Source organism: Leclercia sp. W17 (assembly GCF_003336325.1).
Lineage (GTDB): Bacteria > Pseudomonadota > Gammaproteobacteria > Enterobacterales > Enterobacteriaceae > Enterobacter.
Genome location: NZ_CP031101.1, coordinates 592,050 through 610,601, shown reverse-complemented (window position 1 = coordinate 610,601; position 18,552 = coordinate 592,050). Strand labels below are relative to the sequence as shown.

The window sequence follows — 18,552 nt, the reverse complement described above, 5'->3', positions numbered from 1 at the left end:
CACATAACAATAATTTTACACTGGAAGAGACTATGAGCCGCTACCCGTCGCTATTCGCCCCCCTCGATCTGGGCTTCACCACCCTGAAAAACCGCGTGTTAATGGGCTCGATGCATACCGGGCTGGAGGAGCGGCCGGACGGTGCTGAGCGGCTGGCTGCCTTCTATGCCGAACGCGCCCGTCACGGGGTGGCGCTCATCGTTACTGGCGGTGTGGCCCCTGCGCCATCCGGGGTGGCGATGGAGGGCGGCGCGGTGCTGAACGATGCGGCACAGCTGCCCCATCACCGGCTCGTGACCGATGCCGTCCACCAGGAAGGCGGTAAAATCGCCCTGCAAATTCTGCATACCGGGCGCTACAGCTATCAGCCAAACCCGGTGGCGCCGTCGGCGATCCAGGCCCCGATCAACCGCTTTAAGCCGCAAGCGCTGACCCACGACGAGATCCTGACCCTGATCGATGACTTTGCCCGCTGCGCGGCGCTGGCCCGCGAGGCGGGTTACGACGGCGTGGAGGTGATGGGCTCCGAAGGCTATCTGATTAACGAATTTCTCGCCGCCCGCACCAATCAGCGCGAGGACGAATGGGGCGGCGACTATGCCCGCCGGATGCGCTTTGCCGTGGAGGTGGTACGCGCCGTACGTGAGCGCGCCGGAAGCGACTTTATTATTATCTTCCGCCTGTCGATGCTCGACCTGGTGGAGGGCGGCGGCACCTTCGAGGAAACCGTCCAGCTGGCGCAGGCCATAGAGGCGGCGGGCGCAACCATCATCAACACCGGGATCGGCTGGCACGAAGCGCGCATTCCGACCATCGCCACCCCGGTGCCGCGCGCGGCGTTTAGCTGGGTGGCCCGCAGGCTGAAAGGCAAGGTGTCGATCCCGCTGGTGACCACCAACCGCATTAACGATCCGCAAGTCGCAGACGATCTGCTGGCGAATGGCGATGCCGATATGGTGTCGATGGCGCGGCCCTTCCTCGCCGATGCGGAGATCCTCTCCAAAGCGCAAAGCGGCCGTGCGGATGAGATCAACACCTGTATCGGCTGCAACCAGGCCTGTCTGGATCAGATCTTCGTCGGCAAAGTCACCTCCTGCCTGGTGAACCCGCGCGCCTGTCATGAGACCAAAATGCCGGTGGTGCCGGCAGGGAATAAGAAACGGCTGGCGGTGGTGGGCGCAGGCCCGGCGGGGCTGGCGTTTGCGGTGAATGCTGCCTCGCGCGGGCACAGCGTCACGCTGTTCGACGCGGCCCAGGAAATTGGCGGGCAGTTTAATATTGCCAAACAGATCCCCGGCAAAGAGGAGTTCTACGAGACGCTGCGCTACTACCGCCGGATGATCGAGGTTACCGGCGTGGATCTGCGGCTCAACCAGTGGGTCACCGCGGACGATCTCGCCGACTTTGACGAAACGATCCTCGCCAGCGGGATCGCCCCGCGCACCCCTGCGATCGAGGGCATCGATCATCCGAAAGTGCTGAGCTACCTCGACGTGCTGCGCGACAAAGCGCCGGTGGGCGATCGGGTGGCGATCATCGGCTGCGGCGGGATCGGCTTTGATACCGCCATGTACCTGAGCCAGACGGGCGAGGCCACCAGCCAGAATATCGCGGAATTCTGCGCAGAATGGGGCATCGACACCAGCCTGAATCAGGTGGGGGGCTTGCGTCCGGAAGGGCCACAGCTGCCAAAAAGCCCGCGCCAGATCGTGATGCTGCAACGCAAGGCCAGCAAACCTGGCGAAGGGCTGGGGAAAACCACCGGCTGGATCCACCGCGCCACCCTCCTCGCCCGCGGCGTGAAGATGATCCCGGCGGTGAGTTATCAGAAGATCGACGACGAAGGGCTGCATGTGATGATCGGCGGTGAACCGCAGTTGCTGCCTGTCGATCATGTGATTTTGTGTGCCGGACAGGAGCCGAAGCGCGATCTGGCCGAGCCGCTGCGCGAGGCGGGCAGAACGGTGCATCTGATTGGCGGGTGCGATGTGGCGATGGAGCTGGATGCCCGGCGGGCGATTGCCCAGGGGACGAAGCTGGCACTGGAGATCTAGGCATTGCCGGGCGGCGCTACGCTTGCACCGGCCTACGGTTTTGTAGGCCCGGTAAGCGTAGCGCCACCGGGCAAAACCATCTTAACGACGACGACCTAATTTGACCGCTTTCAGCACCACGAACTTGTTGTTCGTCGCAATGGTGGTGCAGTTACCGAAGATCTTCTTCAGCTTGTGGAAGTAGTCCAGGTGGCGGTTGGCAACGATGTACAGCTCCCCGTTGATTTTCAGGCAGCGGCGCGCGTGGTGGAACATCTCCCAGGCGACGTTATCGGTCAGGGCGTGCTTCTGATGGAACGGCGGGTTGCAGAACACGGCGTTGAAGCGGAACGGCTCCACGCCCGAGAGCGCGTTGTTGATCATAAACTCGCAGCGATCCAGCGCCTCCGGCATGTTGGTCTCCACGTTGAGACGGCTGGAGGCCACCGCCATCGGCGATTCGTCGCTGAAGACCACGCTCGCTTCCGGGTTCTTCGCCAGCAACGTCAGGCCGATCACCCCGTTACCGCAGCCCAGATCGACGATCTCTCCTTCCAGATTTTCCGGCAGATGCTCGATAAAGAAGCGCGCCCCGATATCCAGCCCGGTGCGGGAGAAGACGTTGGCGTGGTTGTGGATGGTCCAGTCGGTGCCTTCCAGCTTCCAGCTCAGGGTTTCTGGCGCGTCGGCCAGTTCCGGTGCGCTAAAGGTACAGTTGATGAGGCGCGCTTTTTTCCAGGCAAGCGTAGTGGTGGTAGGCCCCAGCACTTTCTCGAACAGTTCCAGCGTAGAGGTATGGATATCACGCGCTTTGGCACCGGCGATAATGCGTGTCTCTGGCGTCACCACCTTGCGCAGCGCACGGAGCTGCTGCTCCAGCAACGCCATTGTTTTCGGCACTTTGATCAGCACCACGCCCGGTGCCTGCGGATAATCCGCGGTGCTGTCGAGGAACTTTACGCTGCCTTCATCGAGTTCGTTGTGACGCAGGTTTTCCCGCGTCGCCAGCTCGCTTATGTACGAATCACCGATGCTGTAAGGGGTGTGTTCGGCCAGGGCGCAAGCCAGGGCGCCGAAAGCATCATTCAGGATCAGAACCGGGCCGCTGATTTCGGTGTCATCCAACTGTTGCAGCAGATAGTCATCCGCCGCTTCCCACGCCTGCAGCGGGTTAACGTCGTCCGTTTCCGGGAAACGTTTTAAGTCGAGTGAACGGAAACCGTTGTCTAAGTGGCTCATCGGCCCTCCTGAGTGGTAAAATTTCGGCGTTATCCCTGAAAAGGGTGCGTGAGTATACCCGTTTTCACACTGATGTGGGCTTTTGATGAACCAACTTCCTTATCTCCAGGGCTACCCGGAGCATTTACTTTCTCAGGTTCGTAGCCTGATTGCCGAGCAGAAGCTGGGCGCGGTACTGGAAAAACGCTATCCCGGCACCCACGATGTCGCTACCGATAAAGCGCTCTGGCAGTATACGCAGGATCTCAAAAGCCGTTACCTCAAGAGCGCCCCGCCGATCAATAAGGTGATGTATGACAACAAGATCCACGTCCTGAAGAACGCGCTGGGTCTGCACACCGCCATCTCCCGCGTGCAGGGCGGCAAGCTGAAGGCCAAAGCCGAAATCCGTGTGGCGACCGTGTTTCGCAACGCACCGGAGGCGTTCCTGCGCATGATCGTGGTGCATGAGCTGGCGCACCTGAAAGAGAAGGAGCACGATAAAGCCTTCTATTCCCTCTGCTGCCACATGGAGCCGCAGTACCACCAGCTGGAGTTTGATACCCGGCTGTGGCTGACGCATCTATCGTTAAAGAGTAATGCGGTTTAGCGCACGCGATTTGTCATGATGACGTGCTACAGTGGCTAAAGGTTCCCTGCTACGGAGTACGTAAACGTTTATGATACGTTTCGCAGTCATTGGGACGAACTGGATCACCCGTCAGTTCGTCGATGCCGCCCATGAGACCGGCAAATATAAACTTACCGCAGTCTATTCCCGCAGCCTTGAACAGGCCCAGACCTTTGCGAACGACTACCTCGTCGAACATCTCTTTACCTCGCTGGAGGAGATGGCGCAAAGCGATGCGATTGACGCGGTTTATATTGCCAGCCCCAACTCTCTGCACTTCCCGCAGACGAAGCTGTTCCTCAGCCATAAAAAACATGTGATTTGCGAGAAGCCGCTGGCCTCAAATATCAATGAGGTTGAAGCCGCCATTGCCCTTGCGCGGGAAAACCAGGTGGTGCTGTTTGAAGCCTTCAAAACCGCCAGCCTGCCGAATTTCCTGCTGCTGCAGCAGTCGCTGTCGAAAGTGGGCCGCATCCGCAAAGCCTTTATCAACTACTGCCAGTACTCGTCGCGCTACCAGCGCTACCTGGACGGCGAGAATCCGAACACCTTTAATCCGCAGTTTTCCAACGGCTCGATTATGGATATCGGTTTCTACTGCCTGGCCTCGGCGGTGGCGCTGTGGGGCGAGCCGCACCGGGTGCAGGCGACCGCCAGCCTGCTGGAAAGCGGCGTGGATGCCCACGGCCTGGTGGTGCTGGATTATGGCGATTTCAGCGTGACGCTGCAGCACTCCAAGGTGAGTGACTCGGTGCTGCCAAGCGAGATCCAGGGCGAGAACGGCGCGCTGGTGATCGAGAAGATCTCTGAGTGCCAGAAGCTGAGCTACGTCCCGCGCGGCGGCAAGCCTCAGGAACTGACGCAGCCTCAGCATATCAACACTATGCTGTATGAGGCAGAGGTGTTCGCGCGTCTGGTCGAAACCCAGGAAGTTAACCATCCGGGCCTTGCGGTGAGCCGTACCACGGCGAAGCTGCAAACCGAGATCCGTCGCCAGACAGGGGTGGTTTTCCCGGCTGACGGCCTTAACGCAGAAGTTACCGCGTAAAGCTGTGTAATGAATTCGTGCAGGCCATTGACGAAACCAGTGGCCTGACATATTTTGTTACCTGCAAAGGGGAGTAACTTCCTGGTCGGTGGATCGTCATTACGATGCGTGTAATACCGCATCCGGTCGCCGGGCAACGAAAAAGGAATACGTGAGCGTATTCCTTTCTTGTTGTAAGTGAGACCTTGCCGGAAGGCGAGGTCTATGCACAAAAAACGCAACGGCTATCGTCTTCTGACGTTAGCCGTTTTTTTTGTGGAAGGAAAATTGTATGAATACTGTCGGTACTCCGCTGATGTGGGGAGGATTCGCCATCGTTGTGGTCATCATGCTGGCGATCGATCTCTTTTTGCAGGGTCGGCGCGGCGCGCATGGCATGACCATGAAGCAGGCGGCCGCCTGGTCGCTGGTGTGGGTCACGCTCTCCCTGCTCTTCTGTGCCGCCTTCTGGTGGTATCTCTCCATTACGCAAGGCCGCGCGGTGGCCGATCCCCAGGCGCTGGCGTTCCTCACCGGCTATCTGATTGAAAAAGCCCTGGCGGTGGATAACGTCTTCGTCTGGCTGATGCTGTTCAGCTATTTCGCGGTGCCTGCAGCCTTGCAGCGTCGGGTGCTGGTGTATGGCGTGCTGGGCGCGATCGTGTTGCGTACCATCATGATCTTTGCCGGTAGCTGGCTCATTACCCAGTTTGAATGGCTGCTCTATGTTTTCGGCGCCTTCCTGCTCTTTACCGGCGTGAAGATGGCGCTGGCGAAGGAAGATGAAACCGGTATTGGCGAGAAGCCGCTGGTACGCTGGCTGCGTGGTCATATGCGTATGACCGATACCATCGAAAGCGAGCACTTCTTCGTGCGTAAAAACGGCCTGCTGTTTGCCACGCCGCTGCTGCTGGTGCTGATCATGGTGGAGCTGAGCGATGTGATTTTCGCGGTCGACAGTATTCCGGCCATCTTCGCGGTGACCACTGACCCGTTCATCGTGCTGACCTCAAACCTGTTTGCGATCCTCGGCCTGCGTGCGATGTACTTCCTGCTGGCGGGCGTGGCGGAGCGCTTCTCAATGCTGAAGTATGGTCTGTCGGTGATCCTGGTCTTTATCGGCATTAAGATGTTGATTGTCGATTTCTATCACATCCCGATCGCTATCTCGCTGGGCGTGGTGTTTGGCATCCTGGTTGTGACCCTGCTTATCAACGCCTGGGTGAACCACCAGAACGATAAGAAGCGGCAGATCCAGTAAGGGGATTGTGCGGTCTGGTGCCCGGCGGCGCGACGCTTGCCGGGCCTACGGTTTTGTAGGTCGGGTAAGCGCAGCGCCACCCGGCATTACAACACGCAGCGGAGTAAAACGCGCTACCCGGCAAAAATGTAACAAGACAGTTAAAAAACATGACGCAGTACGTAAATTCCAGCATTTTGCTCTTCCCAGACTTCACGCATTCAATATACTCATCCTGACAAACACACACCTCTAACCGGAATATAAGTGCCTGAGAGCATCTCCGGGACGGAACGCAATCTCACTGAAGGAATTTTTATGACCATGCAATCCCCGGGTTTGCTCGCGCGTCTGGCGCAGGGCAGCCTTGTTAAACAAATACTGGTAGGCCTGGTGCTGGGTATTTTACTGGCACTGGTTTCTAAACCGGCGGCAATTGCCACCGGCCTGCTCGGCACCCTGTTCGTTGGCGCGTTAAAAGCCGTCGCCCCAGTCCTGGTACTGATGCTGGTTATGGCCTCCATTGCCAACCACCAGAAAGGACAGAAAACCAACATTCGCCCGATTTTGTTCCTTTATCTGCTGGGCACCTTCTCTGCCGCGCTGACGGCGGTCATTTTTAGCTTCGTGTTCCCGTCCACGCTGCACCTCACCTCTGCAGCGGGCGATATCACCCCACCATCGGGCATCGTGGAAGTGCTTCGCGGCCTGCTGATGAGCATGGTCTCTAACCCGATTGACGCGCTGCTGAATGCTAACTACATCGGCATTCTGGTGTGGGCCATTGGTCTGGGCTTTGCCCTGCGCCACGGTAACGAGACCACCAAAAACCTGGTTAACGATATGTCCAACGCGGTGACCTTTATGGTGAAAGTGGTGATCCGCTTTGCGCCGATCGGTATCTTCGGCCTGGTCTCCTCCACGCTGGCGACAACCGGCTTTGAAACCCTGTGGGGCTATGCGCAACTGCTGGTCGTGCTGGTGGGCTGCATGCTGCTGGTGGCACTGGTCATCAACCCGCTGCTGGTGTTCTGGCAGATCCGCCGTAACCCTTATCCGCTGGTGCTGACCTGCCTGCGTGAGAGCGGCGTCTACGCTTTCTTTACCCGCAGCTCCGCGGCAAACATTCCGGTGAACATGGCCCTGGCCGAGAAGCTGAACCTGGATCGTGACACCTATTCCGTCTCTATCCCGCTGGGTGCGACGGTGAACATGGCAGGTGCGGCGATCACCATCACCGTGCTGACCCTGGCTGCCGTGCATACCCTGGGCGTGCCGGTCGACCTGTTAACCGCGCTGCTGCTGAGTGTCGTGGCCTCGCTGTGCGCCTGTGGCGCATCGGGTGTGGCGGGTGGTTCTCTGCTGCTGATCCCGCTGGCCTGCAACATGTTCGGTATTCCGAATGAAGTGGCGATGCAGGTTGTGGCTGTGGGCTTTATCATTGGCGTGCTGCAGGACTCCTGCGAAACCGCGCTGAACTCCTCCACCGACGTGCTGTTTACCGCCGCGGCGTGTCAGGCTGAAGATGCGCGTCTGGCTAAGAACGCTTTACGTAGTTAATAAAAAAGCCCGGTGGCGGCTACGCCTTACCGGGCCTGATTTTGGTTCGTAGGTCGGGTAAGCGTTAGCGCCACCCGACACCACACCTACAGCGTCACACCACTCTTAAAGATCGCCAGCTCGCGGAAGTCGTTTTTCTCGTTGCAGGCCTGTTTGCCATTGGCGATATCCACAATCACATCCACGAATTCCGTTAACAGCTGCGGCATCGCTTTGCCGTGGATCAACTGACCGGCATCGAAATCGATCCAGTGCTTTTTCTTCGCCGCCAGCTCGCTGTTGGTGGCAATTTTCACCGTTGGCACAAAACCGCCGTACGGGGTGCCGCGACCGGTGCTGAACAGCACCATATGGCAGCCCGCCCCCGCCAGGGCGCTGGTAGCAACGGCATCGTTACCCGGTGCACTTAGCAGGTTCAGACCTGGCGTGCTCAACCGCTCGCCGTAGCGCAGGACGTCCACCACCTGGCTGGCACCCGCTTTCTGGGTACAGCCGAGGGATTTCTCTTCCAGCGTGGTGATCCCGCCCGCCTTGTTGCCCGGGGATGGGTTCTCGTAAATCGGCTGGTTATGGGCGATAAAGTACTGCTTGAAGTCGTTGACCATGGTGACGGTCTTTTCAAACGTCGCTTCGTCGCGGCAATGGCTCATCAGGATCCGCTCGGCGCCGAACATCTCAGGCACTTCGGTCAGCACGGTGGTGCCGCCGTTGCTGATGACATAATCAGAGAACTGACCCAGCATCGGGTTAGCGGTAATGCCGGACAGCCCATCCGAGCCGCCGCACTCCAGACCAAACTTCAGCTCGCTCAGCTTGCCTGGCTCACGCTTATCATGGCGCATCGCCTCATACAGCTCATGCAGATGCTCCAGACCGGCTTCCACTTCATCTTCCTGATGCTGGCACACCATAAAGTGAACGCGGGCAGGGTCGAAATCCCCCAGCGTTTCACGGAAGGCATCCACCTGGTTGTTTTCACAACCGAGGCCAATCACCAGCACCGCCCCGGCGTTCGGGTGGCGGACCATGTTTTGCAGCATGGTGCGGGTGTTGATGTGGTCGTCACCCAGCTGGGAACAGCCGTAGGTGTGGCTGAACAGGAAGACACCGTCGGTGCCTTCCGCCTGGTTAGTCTCTTTCAGGAAGCGGCTCTGGATCTGACGGGCGATGCCGTTGACGCAGCCGACGGTGGGCAGGATCCACAGTTCATTGCGGATCCCCACCTCACCGCTGGCGCGGCGGTAGATCTGAACGTCACGATCTGCCGCCTGGCGGCTCTCAGCCAGCAACTCAGGTTGATAGCTGTACTCATCCAGATCGCTCAGATTGGTGCGCGTATTGTGGGAGTGAATAAATTCACCCGCCGCGATATCCGCCAGGGCATGGCCGATAGGCAGACCGTATTTGATAACGTTCTCCCCTTTGGCAATCGGCTGCAGGGCAAACTTGTGCCCGCGCGCCAGATCCTGGCGCAGGGTGACGGTCTGGTTGTCAAACGTCACTTCCAGGCCTTCGCTCAGGTCGGCCAGCGCGACCGCAACGTTATCCAGCGAATGGATTTTGATGTATTGCATATCAACCTCAGACGGCCTTAGTTCAGTTCAATAGCGAAGTAGTCGCGCGCATTGTTAAAGCAGATGTTTCTCACCATTTCGCCCAGCAGCTGGATATCGGCCGGCGCTTCGCCTGCGGTGACCCAGCGGCCAATCATCTGGCACAGAATGCGACGGAAATATTCATGGCGAGTATAGGAAAGGAAGCTGCGGCTGTCGGTCAGCATGCCGACAAAGCGGCTCAGCAGACCGAGCTGCGCCAGTTGGGTCATCTGACGCTCCATGCCATCTTTCTGGTCGTTGAACCACCAGCCGGAACCGAACTGCATTTTGCCCGGCATCCCTTCGCCCTGGAAGTTACCGATCATGGTGCCCAGCACTTCGTTATCGCGTGGGTTCAGGCAGTAGAGGATGGTTTTTGGCAGCAGATTCTCTTCGTTCTGTTTGCTCAGCAGTTTGGAGAGCTCTTCCGCCAGCGGACGGTCGTTGATGGAGTCGAAACCGACATCGGCACCCAGCAGCTTGAACTGACGCAGGTTGTTGTTGCGCAGCGCGCCAATGTGGTACTGCTGCACCCAGCCGCGACGAGCATATTCTGCCGCCAGCCAGACCAGCACTGCGGTTTTGAACTGCGCCACTTCATGCTCGCTCAAGGTTTCACCCGCCAGGCGGCGCGCCAGGATGCTGTCCAGCTCGGCTTCGTTCGCCTCAGCAAACAGCACCACGTCCAGCGCATGGTCAGACACTTTACAGCCGTGAGCCGCGAAGTGATCCAGACGCTTCGCCAGCGCGGTCTGCAGATCGCCGAAACGGCGGATCTCGGTATCAGAGACTTCACTCAGCTTCGCCATGTAGTCGGCAAAGGTCGCCTGCTCAATGTTGAACGCTTTATCCGGGCGCCAGCTTGGCAGCACTTTGACATCAAACGAGCTGTCTTTCGCGACAACGGCGTGATGCTCCAGAGAGTCGATTGGATCATCGGTGGTGCCGACCATCTTCACGTTCATCTGCTTCATGATGCCGCGGGCAGAGAATTTATCCTGGGCCAGCAGCTCATTGCATTCGTTCCAGATCTCATCCGCGGTAGACGGAGAGAGCAGCTTGCCGGTGATCCCGAACGGACGGCGCAGCTCCAGATGGGTCCAGTGGTAGAGCGGGTTACCAATGGTGTGCGGCACGGTCGCGGCCCAGGCATCGAATTTTTCACGGTCAGACGCATCGCCGGTACAGAGGCGTTCAGCCACCCCGTTGGTACGCATGGCGCGCCACTTGTAGTGGTCGCCTTTCAGCCAGATGTCATACAGGTTTTTAAAACGGTAATCTTCGGCAACCTGCTGCGGCGGAAGGTGGCAGTGGTAGTCGAAAATCGGCTGGTCTTTCGCGTAATCATGGTACAGGCGGCGGGCAAATTCGGTATCTAACAGAAAATCTTCAGTCATAAACGGAGTCATGTCGTCATCCTCTTAACGGGCACGTCAGAAAACAGCAATGTTCAGATGCTGCAAAGTTATCACACCAATTTCCAGAGGCCGATGATTTTTTCGTGAGTTAGATCAATAAACGTCGACAAATAATCTACGCCCAAAGGAGTAAACACCGCTCAACACCGCGCCAGCTCTGGCCTGACGCAGCCTCGACATTACCCTTACAATTATTGACACATTTGTGATGTCACTCACCTTTTAAAGTTGTATGACAAGTTATCGTTCTGCCGTCGCAAATTATAAGCCGACGGAATGCATTACCGGTGCCACAGGCGTCGGACTCAGCGGTAAGGATACCGAATTATGCACGTTACTTATGGCAAGGTTCGGGCCGTACCGGGAGCATTCCCGGTTACGCCCTCCCGTTGAAAACATCTCACGCAATGCATAGAGATGCCCGTACTCCGGTGCGGCAATAACATAACGATGAGGTTTTACATGCGTAAAATTAAAGGGTTACGTTGGTACATGATCGCACTGGTGACGCTCGGCACCGTGCTGGGCTACCTGACGCGTAATACCATAGCGGCGGCTGCGCCAACGCTGATGGAAGAGTTGCATATCTCCACGCAACAATACTCCTATATTATCGCGGCCTATTCCGCGGCTTATACCATCATGCAGCCGGTAGCAGGCTACGTGCTGGATATTCTGGGTACGAAAGTTGGCTATGCCGTATTCGCCGTCACCTGGGCCATCTTCTGCGGCGCAACCGCGCTGGCAGGCAGCTGGGGTGGTCTGGCGCTGGCCCGTGGCGCGGTAGGTGCTGCGGAAGCGGCAATGATCCCTGCGGGTCTGAAAGCGGCCTCCGAGTGGTTCCCGGCGAAAGAGCGTTCCATCGCGGTGGGCTACTTCAACGTGGGTTCCTCTATCGGCGCGATGATTGCTCCGCCGCTGGTGGTGTGGGCTATCGTGATGCACAGCTGGCAGCTGGCGTTTATTCTCTCCGGCGTGCTGAGCTTCGCCTGGGCGATGTCCTGGCTGATCTTCTACAAACACCCGCGCGATCAGAAGAAGCTCTCTGATGAAGAACGCGACTACATCATCGGCGGCCAGGAGTCCCAGCACCAGACCAATAACGGCAAGAAGATGTCTGTCCTGCAGATCCTGGGTACCCGTCAGTTCTGGGGTATCGCTCTGCCGCGCTTCCTGGCTGAGCCTGCATGGGGGACGTTCAACGCCTGGATCCCGCTGTTCATGTTTAAAGTTTACGGCTTTAACCTGAAAGAGATCGCCATGTTCGCCTGGATGCCAATGCTGTTTGCAGACCTGGGCTGTATCGTCGGGGGTTACCTGCCACCGCTGTTCCAGCGCTGGTTCGGCGTGAACCTGATTGTCTCCCGTAAGATGGTTGTGACCATGGGTGCCTTGCTGATGATTGGCCCAGGGATGATCGGCCTGTTCACCAGCCCGTATGTCGCGATTGCGCTGCTGTGCGTCGGGGGCTTTGCTCACCAGTCTCTCTCCGGTGCGCTGATCACCCTCTCTTCTGACGTCTTCGGTCGTAATGAAGTGGCGACCGCTAACGGCCTGACCGGGATGGCAGCCTGGACCGCCAGTACCCTGTTCGCCCTGGTGGTCGGTGCGCTGGCTGACACCATCGGCTTTAGCCCGCTGTTCGCAGTACTGGCTGTCTTCGACCTGCTGGGGGCGGTGCTTATCTGGACGGTGCTGAAAAGCAAGTCCGCAGAGGAGCTGTTGCAAGAGTCCGTTGGAAGGCCCGCGACTCAGAGCTAGATTTATTGCCGGGTGGCGCCTCGCTTACCCGGCCTACTAAACCGCCAGGACGCGCAAGCGAAGTGCGACCTGGTATATAAAAGCCGCCCCCGAGCGGCTTTTTTGCGGGTCAAATCTGGAGAGAAAGGGGTAAAAGTGGTATAACAAATCATTAGCCATACCCTGCCTGGAGCGCATATGGAAATCAACGAACCCCGTCGTCTTTATCAGCAACTTGCTGCCGAACTGAAATCGCGCATCGAGCAAGGCGTTTATCTGGTAGGCGACAAATTACCTGCCGAGCGTTTTATCGCTGATGAGAAGAGCGTAAGCCGCACCGTGGTTCGTGAAGCCATCATCATGCTGGAAGTGGAAGGCTATGTTGAAGTGCGTAAAGGTTCCGGCATTCATGTTATTTCCAGCCAGCCAAAACACTCCCCGGCCCCGGAAGAAAATCTGGAATTTGCCAATTACGGTCCCTTTGAGCTGCTCCAGGCTCGTCAGCTTATTGAGAGTAATATCGCCGAGTTTGCGGCGACGCAGGTGACCAAGCAGGACATCATGAAGCTGATGGAGATCCAGGACAACGCGCGTAAAGAGAAATGCTTCCGCGACTCCGAGTGGGACCTGCAGTTTCATGTTCAGGTGGCGCTGGCGACGCAAAACACCGCGCTTGCGGCAATCGTCGAAAAAATGTGGACTCAGCGCGTTCATAACCCGTACTGGAAAAAACTGCACGATCACATCGATTCCCGCACCGTGGATAACTGGTGTGACGATCATGACCAAATCCTTAAGGCGCTGATTCGTAAAGACCCGCATGCGGCAAAAGTAGCCATGTGGCAGCATCTCGAAAACACCAAACAGATGTTGTTCAATGAAACCAGTGACGACTTCGAATTTAACGCTGACCGCTATCTTTTTGCTGAGAATCCGGTGGTTCACCTCGATAGCGCTGTCAGTCACGCAAAATAGTTTTCTTCACGCATCGGCAGGCGCTTCGCTGCGCCTTCCGGCCACGGTGGGTAAGTAAACATATATAGTGTCAGCCTTTGTAAATAGCCTCGCGTCTCCTCCCTGGGTTAAGACAAAATCTATCTGCGGTACATGTAAATACTGTGACGGATCCCATTGGCGTTTGTTACAATTAGATGCAATTTGCCGTTTAGTTAGTTAGTGCTTGCTTACTTAGCCATTTAACAGGGAACAGTTTGGCCACACACTGTGTCCGCGAGCGACCATAATGAAATTATAAAAAATGTCGCCGTGCTGTTTGACCCGGTTGACAGGTGCGTCGTTAACCGCTTTCCAGGAACACTGAATGGAACTTTTGACCCAACTACTTAATGCCTTATGGGCTCAGGATTTCGAAACGCTGGCCAATCCGTCCATGATTGGCATGCTCTATTTTGTCCTGTTTATGATTCTGTTTCTTGAAAACGGTCTGCTTCCTGCCGCTTTCCTGCCTGGCGATAGTCTGCTGGTACTGGTGGGTGTGCTGTGCGCAAAAGGGGCAATGCAATTTCCGCAAACCGTCCTGCTGCTGACCATTGCCGCCAGCCTCGGCTGCTGGTTGAGCTATATCCAGGGGCGATGGCTTGGCAATACGCGTATCGTGCAGAACTGGCTATCGCACCTGCCGGCACACTATCATCAGCGGGCGCATCACCTGTTCCACAAGCACGGGCTTTCTGCGCTGCTGGTGGGCCGCTTTATCGCCTTTGTCCGCACCCTGCTGCCAACCATTGCCGGTCTGTCTGGTCTTAGCAGCACGCGCTTCCAGTTCTTTAACTGGATGAGTGGCTTGCTGTGGGTGCTGATCCTTACTACGCTGGGTTATCTGCTCGGCAAAACGCCGGTGTTCCTGAAATATGAAGATCAGCTGATGTCCTGCCTGATGCTGCTGCCAGTCGTGCTGCTGGTGTTCGGGCTGATTGGTTCGCTGGTGGTTCTCTGGAAGAAAAAACATGGAAGTCAGGGCTAACGACATGGCCAATCCTAACGCGTCAATGCGCCGTCTCTCTTACGCCATGGTCGCGCTGGTGATGTTCAGCGCCCTGCTGCTGGCCTGGGCGGCGCTGCAAAAACAGGAATCGACGCTGGCGATCCGCGCGGTCAATCAGGGCGTCAGCATGCCGGATGGTTTCTCCATCTGGCATCACCTGGATGCCAACGGCATTCAGTTCAAAAGTATTACCCCGCAGAAAGATGTGCTGCTGATCACCTTCGACTCCAGCGTACAGAGCGCTGCCGCGAAGAAGGTGCTCGATCGCAGCCTGCCGCATGGCTATATCATTGCTCAACAGGATAATGACAATCAGGCGGTGGTCTGGCTGACCCGTCTGCGTGATACATCACGTCTGTTAGGCTAAATTTCCACTAATCTGAATCTTTTCACTTACTTTGGTGATATCCCCGTTTACTTACTATGCTTAAGTACGCGGAGCACCTCTCACACGTACTCCGCACGACTCTGGAATTCGACATTTCCGCAGGTTACGTCGAAAACAATGGAAGGTTTCAACAATGAATTACCGCATCGCCCTGGGCCTCGCCCTTTTTTCTTTGAGCACAGCTTCGTTCGCTTCGTCTCTTTGTCAGGAGAAGGAACAGGATATTCAACGCGAGATCAGTTACGCTGAAAAGCATAACAATCAGAGCAGAATCAATGGATTGAATAAAGCACTGAGCGAAGTGAAAGCGAACTGTTCCGACAGCAAGTTGCGCGCCGATCACCAGCGCAAGATTGCCGAACAGAAAGAAGAAATTGCTGAACGCCGCCGGGATCTGGCGGAGGCAAAGGAGAAAGGCGATGCAGACAAAGTTGCCAAACGTGAGCAGAAACTGCAAGAAGCGCAGAACGAACTGAAAGCGCTGGAGTCTCGCGATTACTGATTTAACGGACATCGTAACAGGAGAGAATCATGTCAAAAGATACCACGTCAGACCATTTACGCGCTGAACTGAAGTCCCTGGCGGATACCCTGGAAGAGGTACTGAGCTCCTCTGGTAATAAGTCGAAAGAAGAGCTGAGCAAACTGCGTAATAAAGCGGAGCAGGCCCTGCACGAAAGCCGCTATCGTCTGGGCGAAACCAGCGATGCACTGGCGAAACAGACCCGTGAGGCCGCCGCGCGCGCTGATGAGTATGTGCGTGAAAATCCGTGGGCCGGCGTAGGTATCGGTGCTGCGGTTGGCGTTGTCATCGGCATGCTGCTTACGCGACGTTAATTATGGAAGATTCACGTCAACCACAAGGGCCCGCAAAAAACGTTCTCGGTATCGGACAGCGGATTTTGACTACTCTCGTCGGCATCGCAGAGACGCGTATCCGGCTGGCAGTGGTCGAACTGGAAGAAGAGAAAGCGAATCTCTTCCAACTGCTACTGATGCTGGGGTTGACCATGCTCTTCGCCGCCTTTGGCCTGATGAGCCTGATGGTATTGATTATCTGGGCAGTCGATCCGCAGTATCGTCTTAATGTGATGATTGGCACCACCGTGGTGCTGCTGCTTGCTGCTCTGATAGGGGGAATATGGACCATGCGCAAAGTGCGCCAGTCGACCCTGCTACATCATACCCGTAAGGAACTCGCCAACGACCGGTCACTGCTGGAGGATGACAAAAAGTGAGCAGAAGCCGAGCGGAACGTGAGCGAGAAAAGGCATTTTTGCTGAGCCAGATCCAGCAGCAACGGCTGGATCTGTCGGCTGGCAGCCGCGACTGGCTGGAAGCCACGCACAGCTATGACCGCGGGTGGAATATGTTTCTGAACCTGCGGGCGTGGGCGCTGATAGGGAGCAGCATTCTGGCGGTGAGGGCCGTGCGCCATCCGAATATGCTGATCCGCTGGGCGCGCCGCGGCCTGGGCATCTGGAGCGCGTGGAAGATGATTAAAACCACCCTTACCCAGCAGCAGCTCCGCAAACAAGAAACCCGCTGACGTTTACCCTGCCTCACCCTGTAAAGCGCCTCCTGGCGCTTTACTTTTATCCATCCCTTCCCTTCACATTACTCAATATCTTTGAAGAAGATTGACAGTTTTCCTTGCTAACAATCCCCATTCGCCCCGTTTATGATTCTCTCCATCGACAGCGAGACCGCGGCATCCGCCCGATTTTGCACAATAAATAGTATTTACAGCCCAAGAGGTTCCCTGGAGAGTAAGATGAAAAAATTAGAAGATGTTGGTGTACTGGTAGCGCGCATTCTGATGCCAATCCTGTTTATTACCGCAGGCTGGAGCAAAATCGGGGGTTACGCCGGCACGCAACAGTATATGGAAGCGATGGGCGTTCCGGGGTTCCTGCTGCCGCTGACCATTCTGCTTGAACTGGGTGGTGGCCTGGCCATTCTGTTCGGTTTCCTGACCCGGACTACCGCACTGTTCACCGCAGGCTTTACCCTGCTGACCGCGTTCCTGTTCCACAGCAACTTTGCGGAAGGGGTGAACTCGCTGATGTTCATGAAAAACCTGACTATCGCAGGCGGTTACCTGCTGCTGGCTATCACCGGCCCGGGTGCATACAGCATCGACCGCGTCCTGAATAAGAAGTGGTAAGCACGCTATACTGAATCAAAAAGCGAGGAGATTTCTCCTCGCTTTTGCTATCTAAGGAGGAAAAGATGGGACAACTTGTAGACGGCGTCTGGCAGGATACCTGGTATGACACCAAATCAACCGGGGGACGTTTCAAACGTTCTGTTTCGGCCTTCCGTAACTGGCTCACCGCCGACGGCGCGCCTGGCCCAAGCGGCGAAGGGGGCTTTGCGGCGGAGAAAGATCGTTACCACCTCTATGTTTCTCTGGCCTGTCCGTGGGCGCATCGCACCCTGATCGTCCGCGCCCTGAAGGGGCTGGAATCGCTGATCCCCGTCTCGGTGGTGCATCCGCTGATGCTGGAGAACGGCTGGACTTTCGGCGATGATTTCCCGGCGGCGACCGGCGACTCGCTCTATCACCACGATTTTCTCTACCAGCTTTACCTGCGCGCCGATCCTCACTACACCGGCCGGGTGACCGTTCCGGTACTGTGGGACAAGAAAAATCAGACCATCGTCAGCAATGAGTCAGCCGAAATCATCCGCATGTTTAACACCGCGTTTGATGCCCACGGTGCCCGGGCAGGCGATTTTTATCCGCCCGCGCTGCGCGATAAAATTGATGACCTGAATAGCTGGATTTACGACAACGTGAACAACGGCGTCTATAAGGCCGGGTTTGCCACCAGTCAGGAAGCTTACGACGAAGCCGAGACCAATGTTTTTGCCTCGCTGGAGCGGCTGGAGCAGATCCTCGGCCAGCATCGCTATCTCACCGGCGACCAGCTGACCGAAGCCGATATCCGTCTGTGGACCACGCTGGTGCGCTTTGACCCGGTTTACGTGACCCACTTCAAGTGCGACAAACACCGGATCAGCGATTACCTCAACCTGTACGGTTTCCTGCGCGACATCTATCAGATGCCGGGGATTGCGGAGACGGTCGATTTTGACCACATCCGTAACCATTACTATCGCAGCCATAAAACCATTAATCCGACGGGCATTATCTCCATTGGCCCGTGGCAGGATCTGACTGAACCGCACGGGCGCGACGTCCGCTTCGGCTAAGCCTCAGGGGCGCTTTTCTGGCGCCCTTTACCCCCCTTTTATTCCCGTCTATGCTTTAGTGGATCGCTTAAAAAACAAGAGATTAATTGCTGCGGAGGCCACAAGAAATGGACTGGTATCTGAAAGTACTGCGAAATTATATCGGGTTTAAAGGGCGCGCCCGCCGCAAAGAGTTCTGGATGTTTACTCTGGTGAACTTCATTCTGGTTTGTGTGCTGGGGCTGATCGACAAGATGCTGGGCTGGGAGCGAGCTGGCGGCGAAGGCATTATCACCACCGTGTATGGCTTGCTGGCACTTCTGCCATCGTGGGCCGTGCTCTTTCGTCGGCTGCATGATACCGATCGTTCGGCGTGGTGGCTGCTGCTGGTGCTGATCCCGGTGCTCGGCTGGATCATTATTCTGATCTTCAACTGCCAGCGCGGAACGGAAGGTGAAAACCGGTTTGGGCCGGATCCGTTGCTAAACCGCTGAGGCAT

19 protein-coding genes are annotated in these 18,552 nt (G+C 56.7%); 16 read left to right on the top strand and 3 right to left on the bottom strand.

Annotation, left to right across the window (positions count from 1 at the left end):
• Window positions 1–32: 32 nt before the first annotated feature.
• Window positions 33–2,054, top strand: a complete 2,022-nt coding sequence (locus tag DVA44_RS03095) for an NADPH-dependent 2,4-dienoyl-CoA reductase (RefSeq protein WP_114385701.1) — start codon at window positions 33–35, stop codon at window positions 2,052–2,054.
• Between the two features lie 81 nt (window positions 2,055–2,135).
• Here the strand turns inward: DVA44_RS03095 and rlmG are convergent, their stop codons facing one another.
• On the bottom strand, window positions 2,136–3,272 hold the full coding sequence (gene rlmG / locus DVA44_RS03090) for a 23S rRNA (guanine(1835)-N(2))-methyltransferase RlmG (RefSeq protein WP_114385700.1): 1,137 nt from the start codon (window positions 3,270–3,272) through the stop codon (window positions 2,136–2,138).
• 85 nt (window positions 3,273–3,357) lie between these two features.
• Here rlmG and DVA44_RS03085 point away from each other — a divergent pair, with 85 nt between their 5' ends.
• The 4 genes from DVA44_RS03085 to sstT all read left to right on the top strand — a co-directional run bounded on the left by DVA44_RS03085 (window position 3,358) and on the right by sstT (window position 7,709).
• Window positions 3,358–3,861 (top strand): YgjP-like metallopeptidase domain-containing protein, encoded by a 504-nt coding sequence (locus DVA44_RS03085; protein WP_103824884.1) that lies wholly within the window; start codon window positions 3,358–3,360, stop codon window positions 3,859–3,861.
• 70 nt (window positions 3,862–3,931) lie between these two features.
• The gene (locus DVA44_RS03080) at window positions 3,932–4,930 is read left to right on the top strand and encodes a Gfo/Idh/MocA family protein (protein WP_114385699.1); all 999 of its coding nucleotides are present in this window, start codon (window positions 3,932–3,934) and stop codon (window positions 4,928–4,930) included.
• A 271-nt stretch (window positions 4,931–5,201) separates the two neighbouring features.
• Window positions 5,202–6,170: a TerC family protein gene (locus DVA44_RS03075; RefSeq protein ID WP_103824885.1), complete on the top strand. Its 969-nt coding sequence runs from the start codon at window positions 5,202–5,204 to the stop codon at window positions 6,168–6,170.
• Window positions 6,171–6,467: 297 nt separating this feature from the next.
• On the top strand, window positions 6,468–7,709 hold the full coding sequence (gene sstT, locus DVA44_RS03065) for a serine/threonine transporter SstT (RefSeq protein WP_114385697.1): 1,242 nt from the start codon (window positions 6,468–6,470) through the stop codon (window positions 7,707–7,709).
• A gap of 86 nt (window positions 7,710–7,795) precedes the next feature.
• Here the strand turns inward: sstT and DVA44_RS03060 are convergent, their stop codons facing one another.
• Together DVA44_RS03060 and uxaC are read right to left on the bottom strand one after the other, a co-directional pair.
• The gene (locus DVA44_RS03060; RefSeq protein WP_103824887.1) at window positions 7,796–9,283 is read right to left on the bottom strand and encodes a UxaA family hydrolase; all 1,488 of its coding nucleotides are present in this window, start codon (window positions 9,281–9,283) and stop codon (window positions 7,796–7,798) included.
• A gap of 17 nt (window positions 9,284–9,300) precedes the next feature.
• Window positions 9,301–10,713 (bottom strand): glucuronate isomerase, encoded by a 1,413-nt coding sequence (gene uxaC, locus DVA44_RS03055; RefSeq protein WP_103824888.1) that lies wholly within the window; start codon window positions 10,711–10,713, stop codon window positions 9,301–9,303.
• Between the two features lie 471 nt (window positions 10,714–11,184).
• On the opposite strand from uxaC, the gene DVA44_RS03050 reads away from it, so the two are divergent.
• The 11 genes from DVA44_RS03050 to DVA44_RS03000 all read left to right on the top strand — a co-directional run bounded on the left by DVA44_RS03050 (window position 11,185) and on the right by DVA44_RS03000 (window position 18,547).
• Window positions 11,185–12,483, top strand: coding sequence for an MFS transporter (locus tag DVA44_RS03050; RefSeq protein WP_103824889.1), 1,299 nt, complete (start codon window positions 11,185–11,187; stop codon window positions 12,481–12,483).
• A 177-nt stretch (window positions 12,484–12,660) separates the two neighbouring features.
• Complete coding sequence (exuR, locus tag DVA44_RS03045) at window positions 12,661–13,437, top strand: transcriptional regulator ExuR (RefSeq protein WP_103824890.1); 777 nt, start codon at window positions 12,661–12,663, stop codon at window positions 13,435–13,437.
• Window positions 13,438–13,783: 346 nt separating this feature from the next.
• Complete coding sequence (gene yqjA / locus DVA44_RS03040; protein WP_059307126.1) at window positions 13,784–14,446, top strand: DedA family general envelope maintenance protein YqjA; 663 nt, start codon at window positions 13,784–13,786, stop codon at window positions 14,444–14,446.
• A 25-nt stretch (window positions 14,447–14,471) separates the two neighbouring features.
• Window positions 14,472–14,834, top strand: a complete 363-nt coding sequence (mzrA, locus tag DVA44_RS03035; protein ID WP_371413859.1) for an EnvZ/OmpR regulon moderator MzrA — start codon at window positions 14,472–14,474, stop codon at window positions 14,832–14,834.
• 154 nt (window positions 14,835–14,988) lie between these two features.
• Complete coding sequence (locus tag DVA44_RS03030) at window positions 14,989–15,357, top strand: DUF1090 domain-containing protein (RefSeq protein ID WP_114385696.1); 369 nt, start codon at window positions 14,989–14,991, stop codon at window positions 15,355–15,357.
• Between the two features lie 29 nt (window positions 15,358–15,386).
• Window positions 15,387–15,692, top strand: coding sequence for a YqjD family protein (locus DVA44_RS03025; RefSeq protein ID WP_103177129.1), 306 nt, complete (start codon window positions 15,387–15,389; stop codon window positions 15,690–15,692).
• A gap of 2 nt (window positions 15,693–15,694) precedes the next feature.
• Window positions 15,695–16,093 carry a phage holin family protein gene (locus DVA44_RS03020; protein WP_103177130.1) on the top strand — a complete coding sequence of 133 codons (399 nt, stop codon included), beginning with the start codon at window positions 15,695–15,697 and terminating at the stop codon, window positions 16,091–16,093.
• Complete coding sequence (locus DVA44_RS03015; protein WP_103177131.1) at window positions 16,090–16,404, top strand: YqjK-like family protein; 315 nt, start codon at window positions 16,090–16,092, stop codon at window positions 16,402–16,404. Before DVA44_RS03020 ends, DVA44_RS03015 begins: the two co-directional genes overlap by 4 nt.
• A gap of 225 nt (window positions 16,405–16,629) precedes the next feature.
• Window positions 16,630–17,022, top strand: a complete 393-nt coding sequence (locus DVA44_RS03010) for a DoxX family protein (RefSeq protein ID WP_168194446.1) — start codon at window positions 16,630–16,632, stop codon at window positions 17,020–17,022.
• A 65-nt stretch (window positions 17,023–17,087) separates the two neighbouring features.
• Window positions 17,088–18,074, top strand: a complete 987-nt coding sequence (locus DVA44_RS03005; protein ID WP_114385694.1) for a glutathione S-transferase family protein — start codon at window positions 17,088–17,090, stop codon at window positions 18,072–18,074.
• 107 nt (window positions 18,075–18,181) lie between these two features.
• Window positions 18,182–18,547 carry a DUF805 domain-containing protein gene (locus DVA44_RS03000; protein ID WP_114385693.1) on the top strand — a complete coding sequence of 122 codons (366 nt, stop codon included), beginning with the start codon at window positions 18,182–18,184 and terminating at the stop codon, window positions 18,545–18,547.
• Window positions 18,548–18,552 lie beyond the last annotated feature (5 nt).

Bases quoted from the DNA above. Each gene is read 5' to 3' on its own strand.
- sstT (WP_114385697.1), top strand. From the start codon at position 6,468: ATGACCATGCAATCCCCGGGTTTGCTCGCGCGTCTGGCGCAGGGCAGC.
- DVA44_RS03080 (WP_114385699.1), top strand. From the start codon at position 3,932: ATGATACGTTTCGCAGTCATTGGGACGAACTGGATCACCCGTCAGTTC.
- DVA44_RS03060 (WP_103824887.1), bottom strand. From the start codon at position 9,283: ATGCAATACATCAAAATCCATTCGCTGGATAACGTTGCGGTCGCGCTG.
- DVA44_RS03025 (WP_103177129.1), top strand. From the start codon at position 15,387: ATGTCAAAAGATACCACGTCAGACCATTTACGCGCTGAACTGAAGTCC.
- rlmG (WP_114385700.1), bottom strand. From the start codon at position 3,272: ATGAGCCACTTAGACAACGGTTTCCGTTCACTCGACTTAAAACGTTTC.
- DVA44_RS03075 (WP_103824885.1), top strand. From the start codon at position 5,202: ATGAATACTGTCGGTACTCCGCTGATGTGGGGAGGATTCGCCATCGTT.
- yqjA (WP_059307126.1), top strand. From the start codon at position 13,784: ATGGAACTTTTGACCCAACTACTTAATGCCTTATGGGCTCAGGATTTC.
- DVA44_RS03000 (WP_114385693.1), top strand. From the start codon at position 18,182: ATGGACTGGTATCTGAAAGTACTGCGAAATTATATCGGGTTTAAAGGG.
- DVA44_RS03050 (WP_103824889.1), top strand. From the start codon at position 11,185: ATGCGTAAAATTAAAGGGTTACGTTGGTACATGATCGCACTGGTGACG.
- exuR (WP_103824890.1), top strand. From the start codon at position 12,661: ATGGAAATCAACGAACCCCGTCGTCTTTATCAGCAACTTGCTGCCGAA.
- DVA44_RS03030 (WP_114385696.1), top strand. From the start codon at position 14,989: ATGAATTACCGCATCGCCCTGGGCCTCGCCCTTTTTTCTTTGAGCACA.
- DVA44_RS03005 (WP_114385694.1), top strand. From the start codon at position 17,088: ATGGGACAACTTGTAGACGGCGTCTGGCAGGATACCTGGTATGACACC.
- DVA44_RS03010 (WP_168194446.1), top strand. From the start codon at position 16,630: ATGAAAAAATTAGAAGATGTTGGTGTACTGGTAGCGCGCATTCTGATG.
- mzrA (WP_371413859.1), top strand. From the start codon at position 14,472: ATGCGCCGTCTCTCTTACGCCATGGTCGCGCTGGTGATGTTCAGCGCC.
- DVA44_RS03095 (WP_114385701.1), top strand. From the start codon at position 33: ATGAGCCGCTACCCGTCGCTATTCGCCCCCCTCGATCTGGGCTTCACC.
- DVA44_RS03085 (WP_103824884.1), top strand. From the start codon at position 3,358: ATGAACCAACTTCCTTATCTCCAGGGCTACCCGGAGCATTTACTTTCT.
- uxaC (WP_103824888.1), bottom strand. From the start codon at position 10,713: ATGACTCCGTTTATGACTGAAGATTTTCTGTTAGATACCGAATTTGCC.
- DVA44_RS03020 (WP_103177130.1), top strand. From the start codon at position 15,695: ATGGAAGATTCACGTCAACCACAAGGGCCCGCAAAAAACGTTCTCGGT.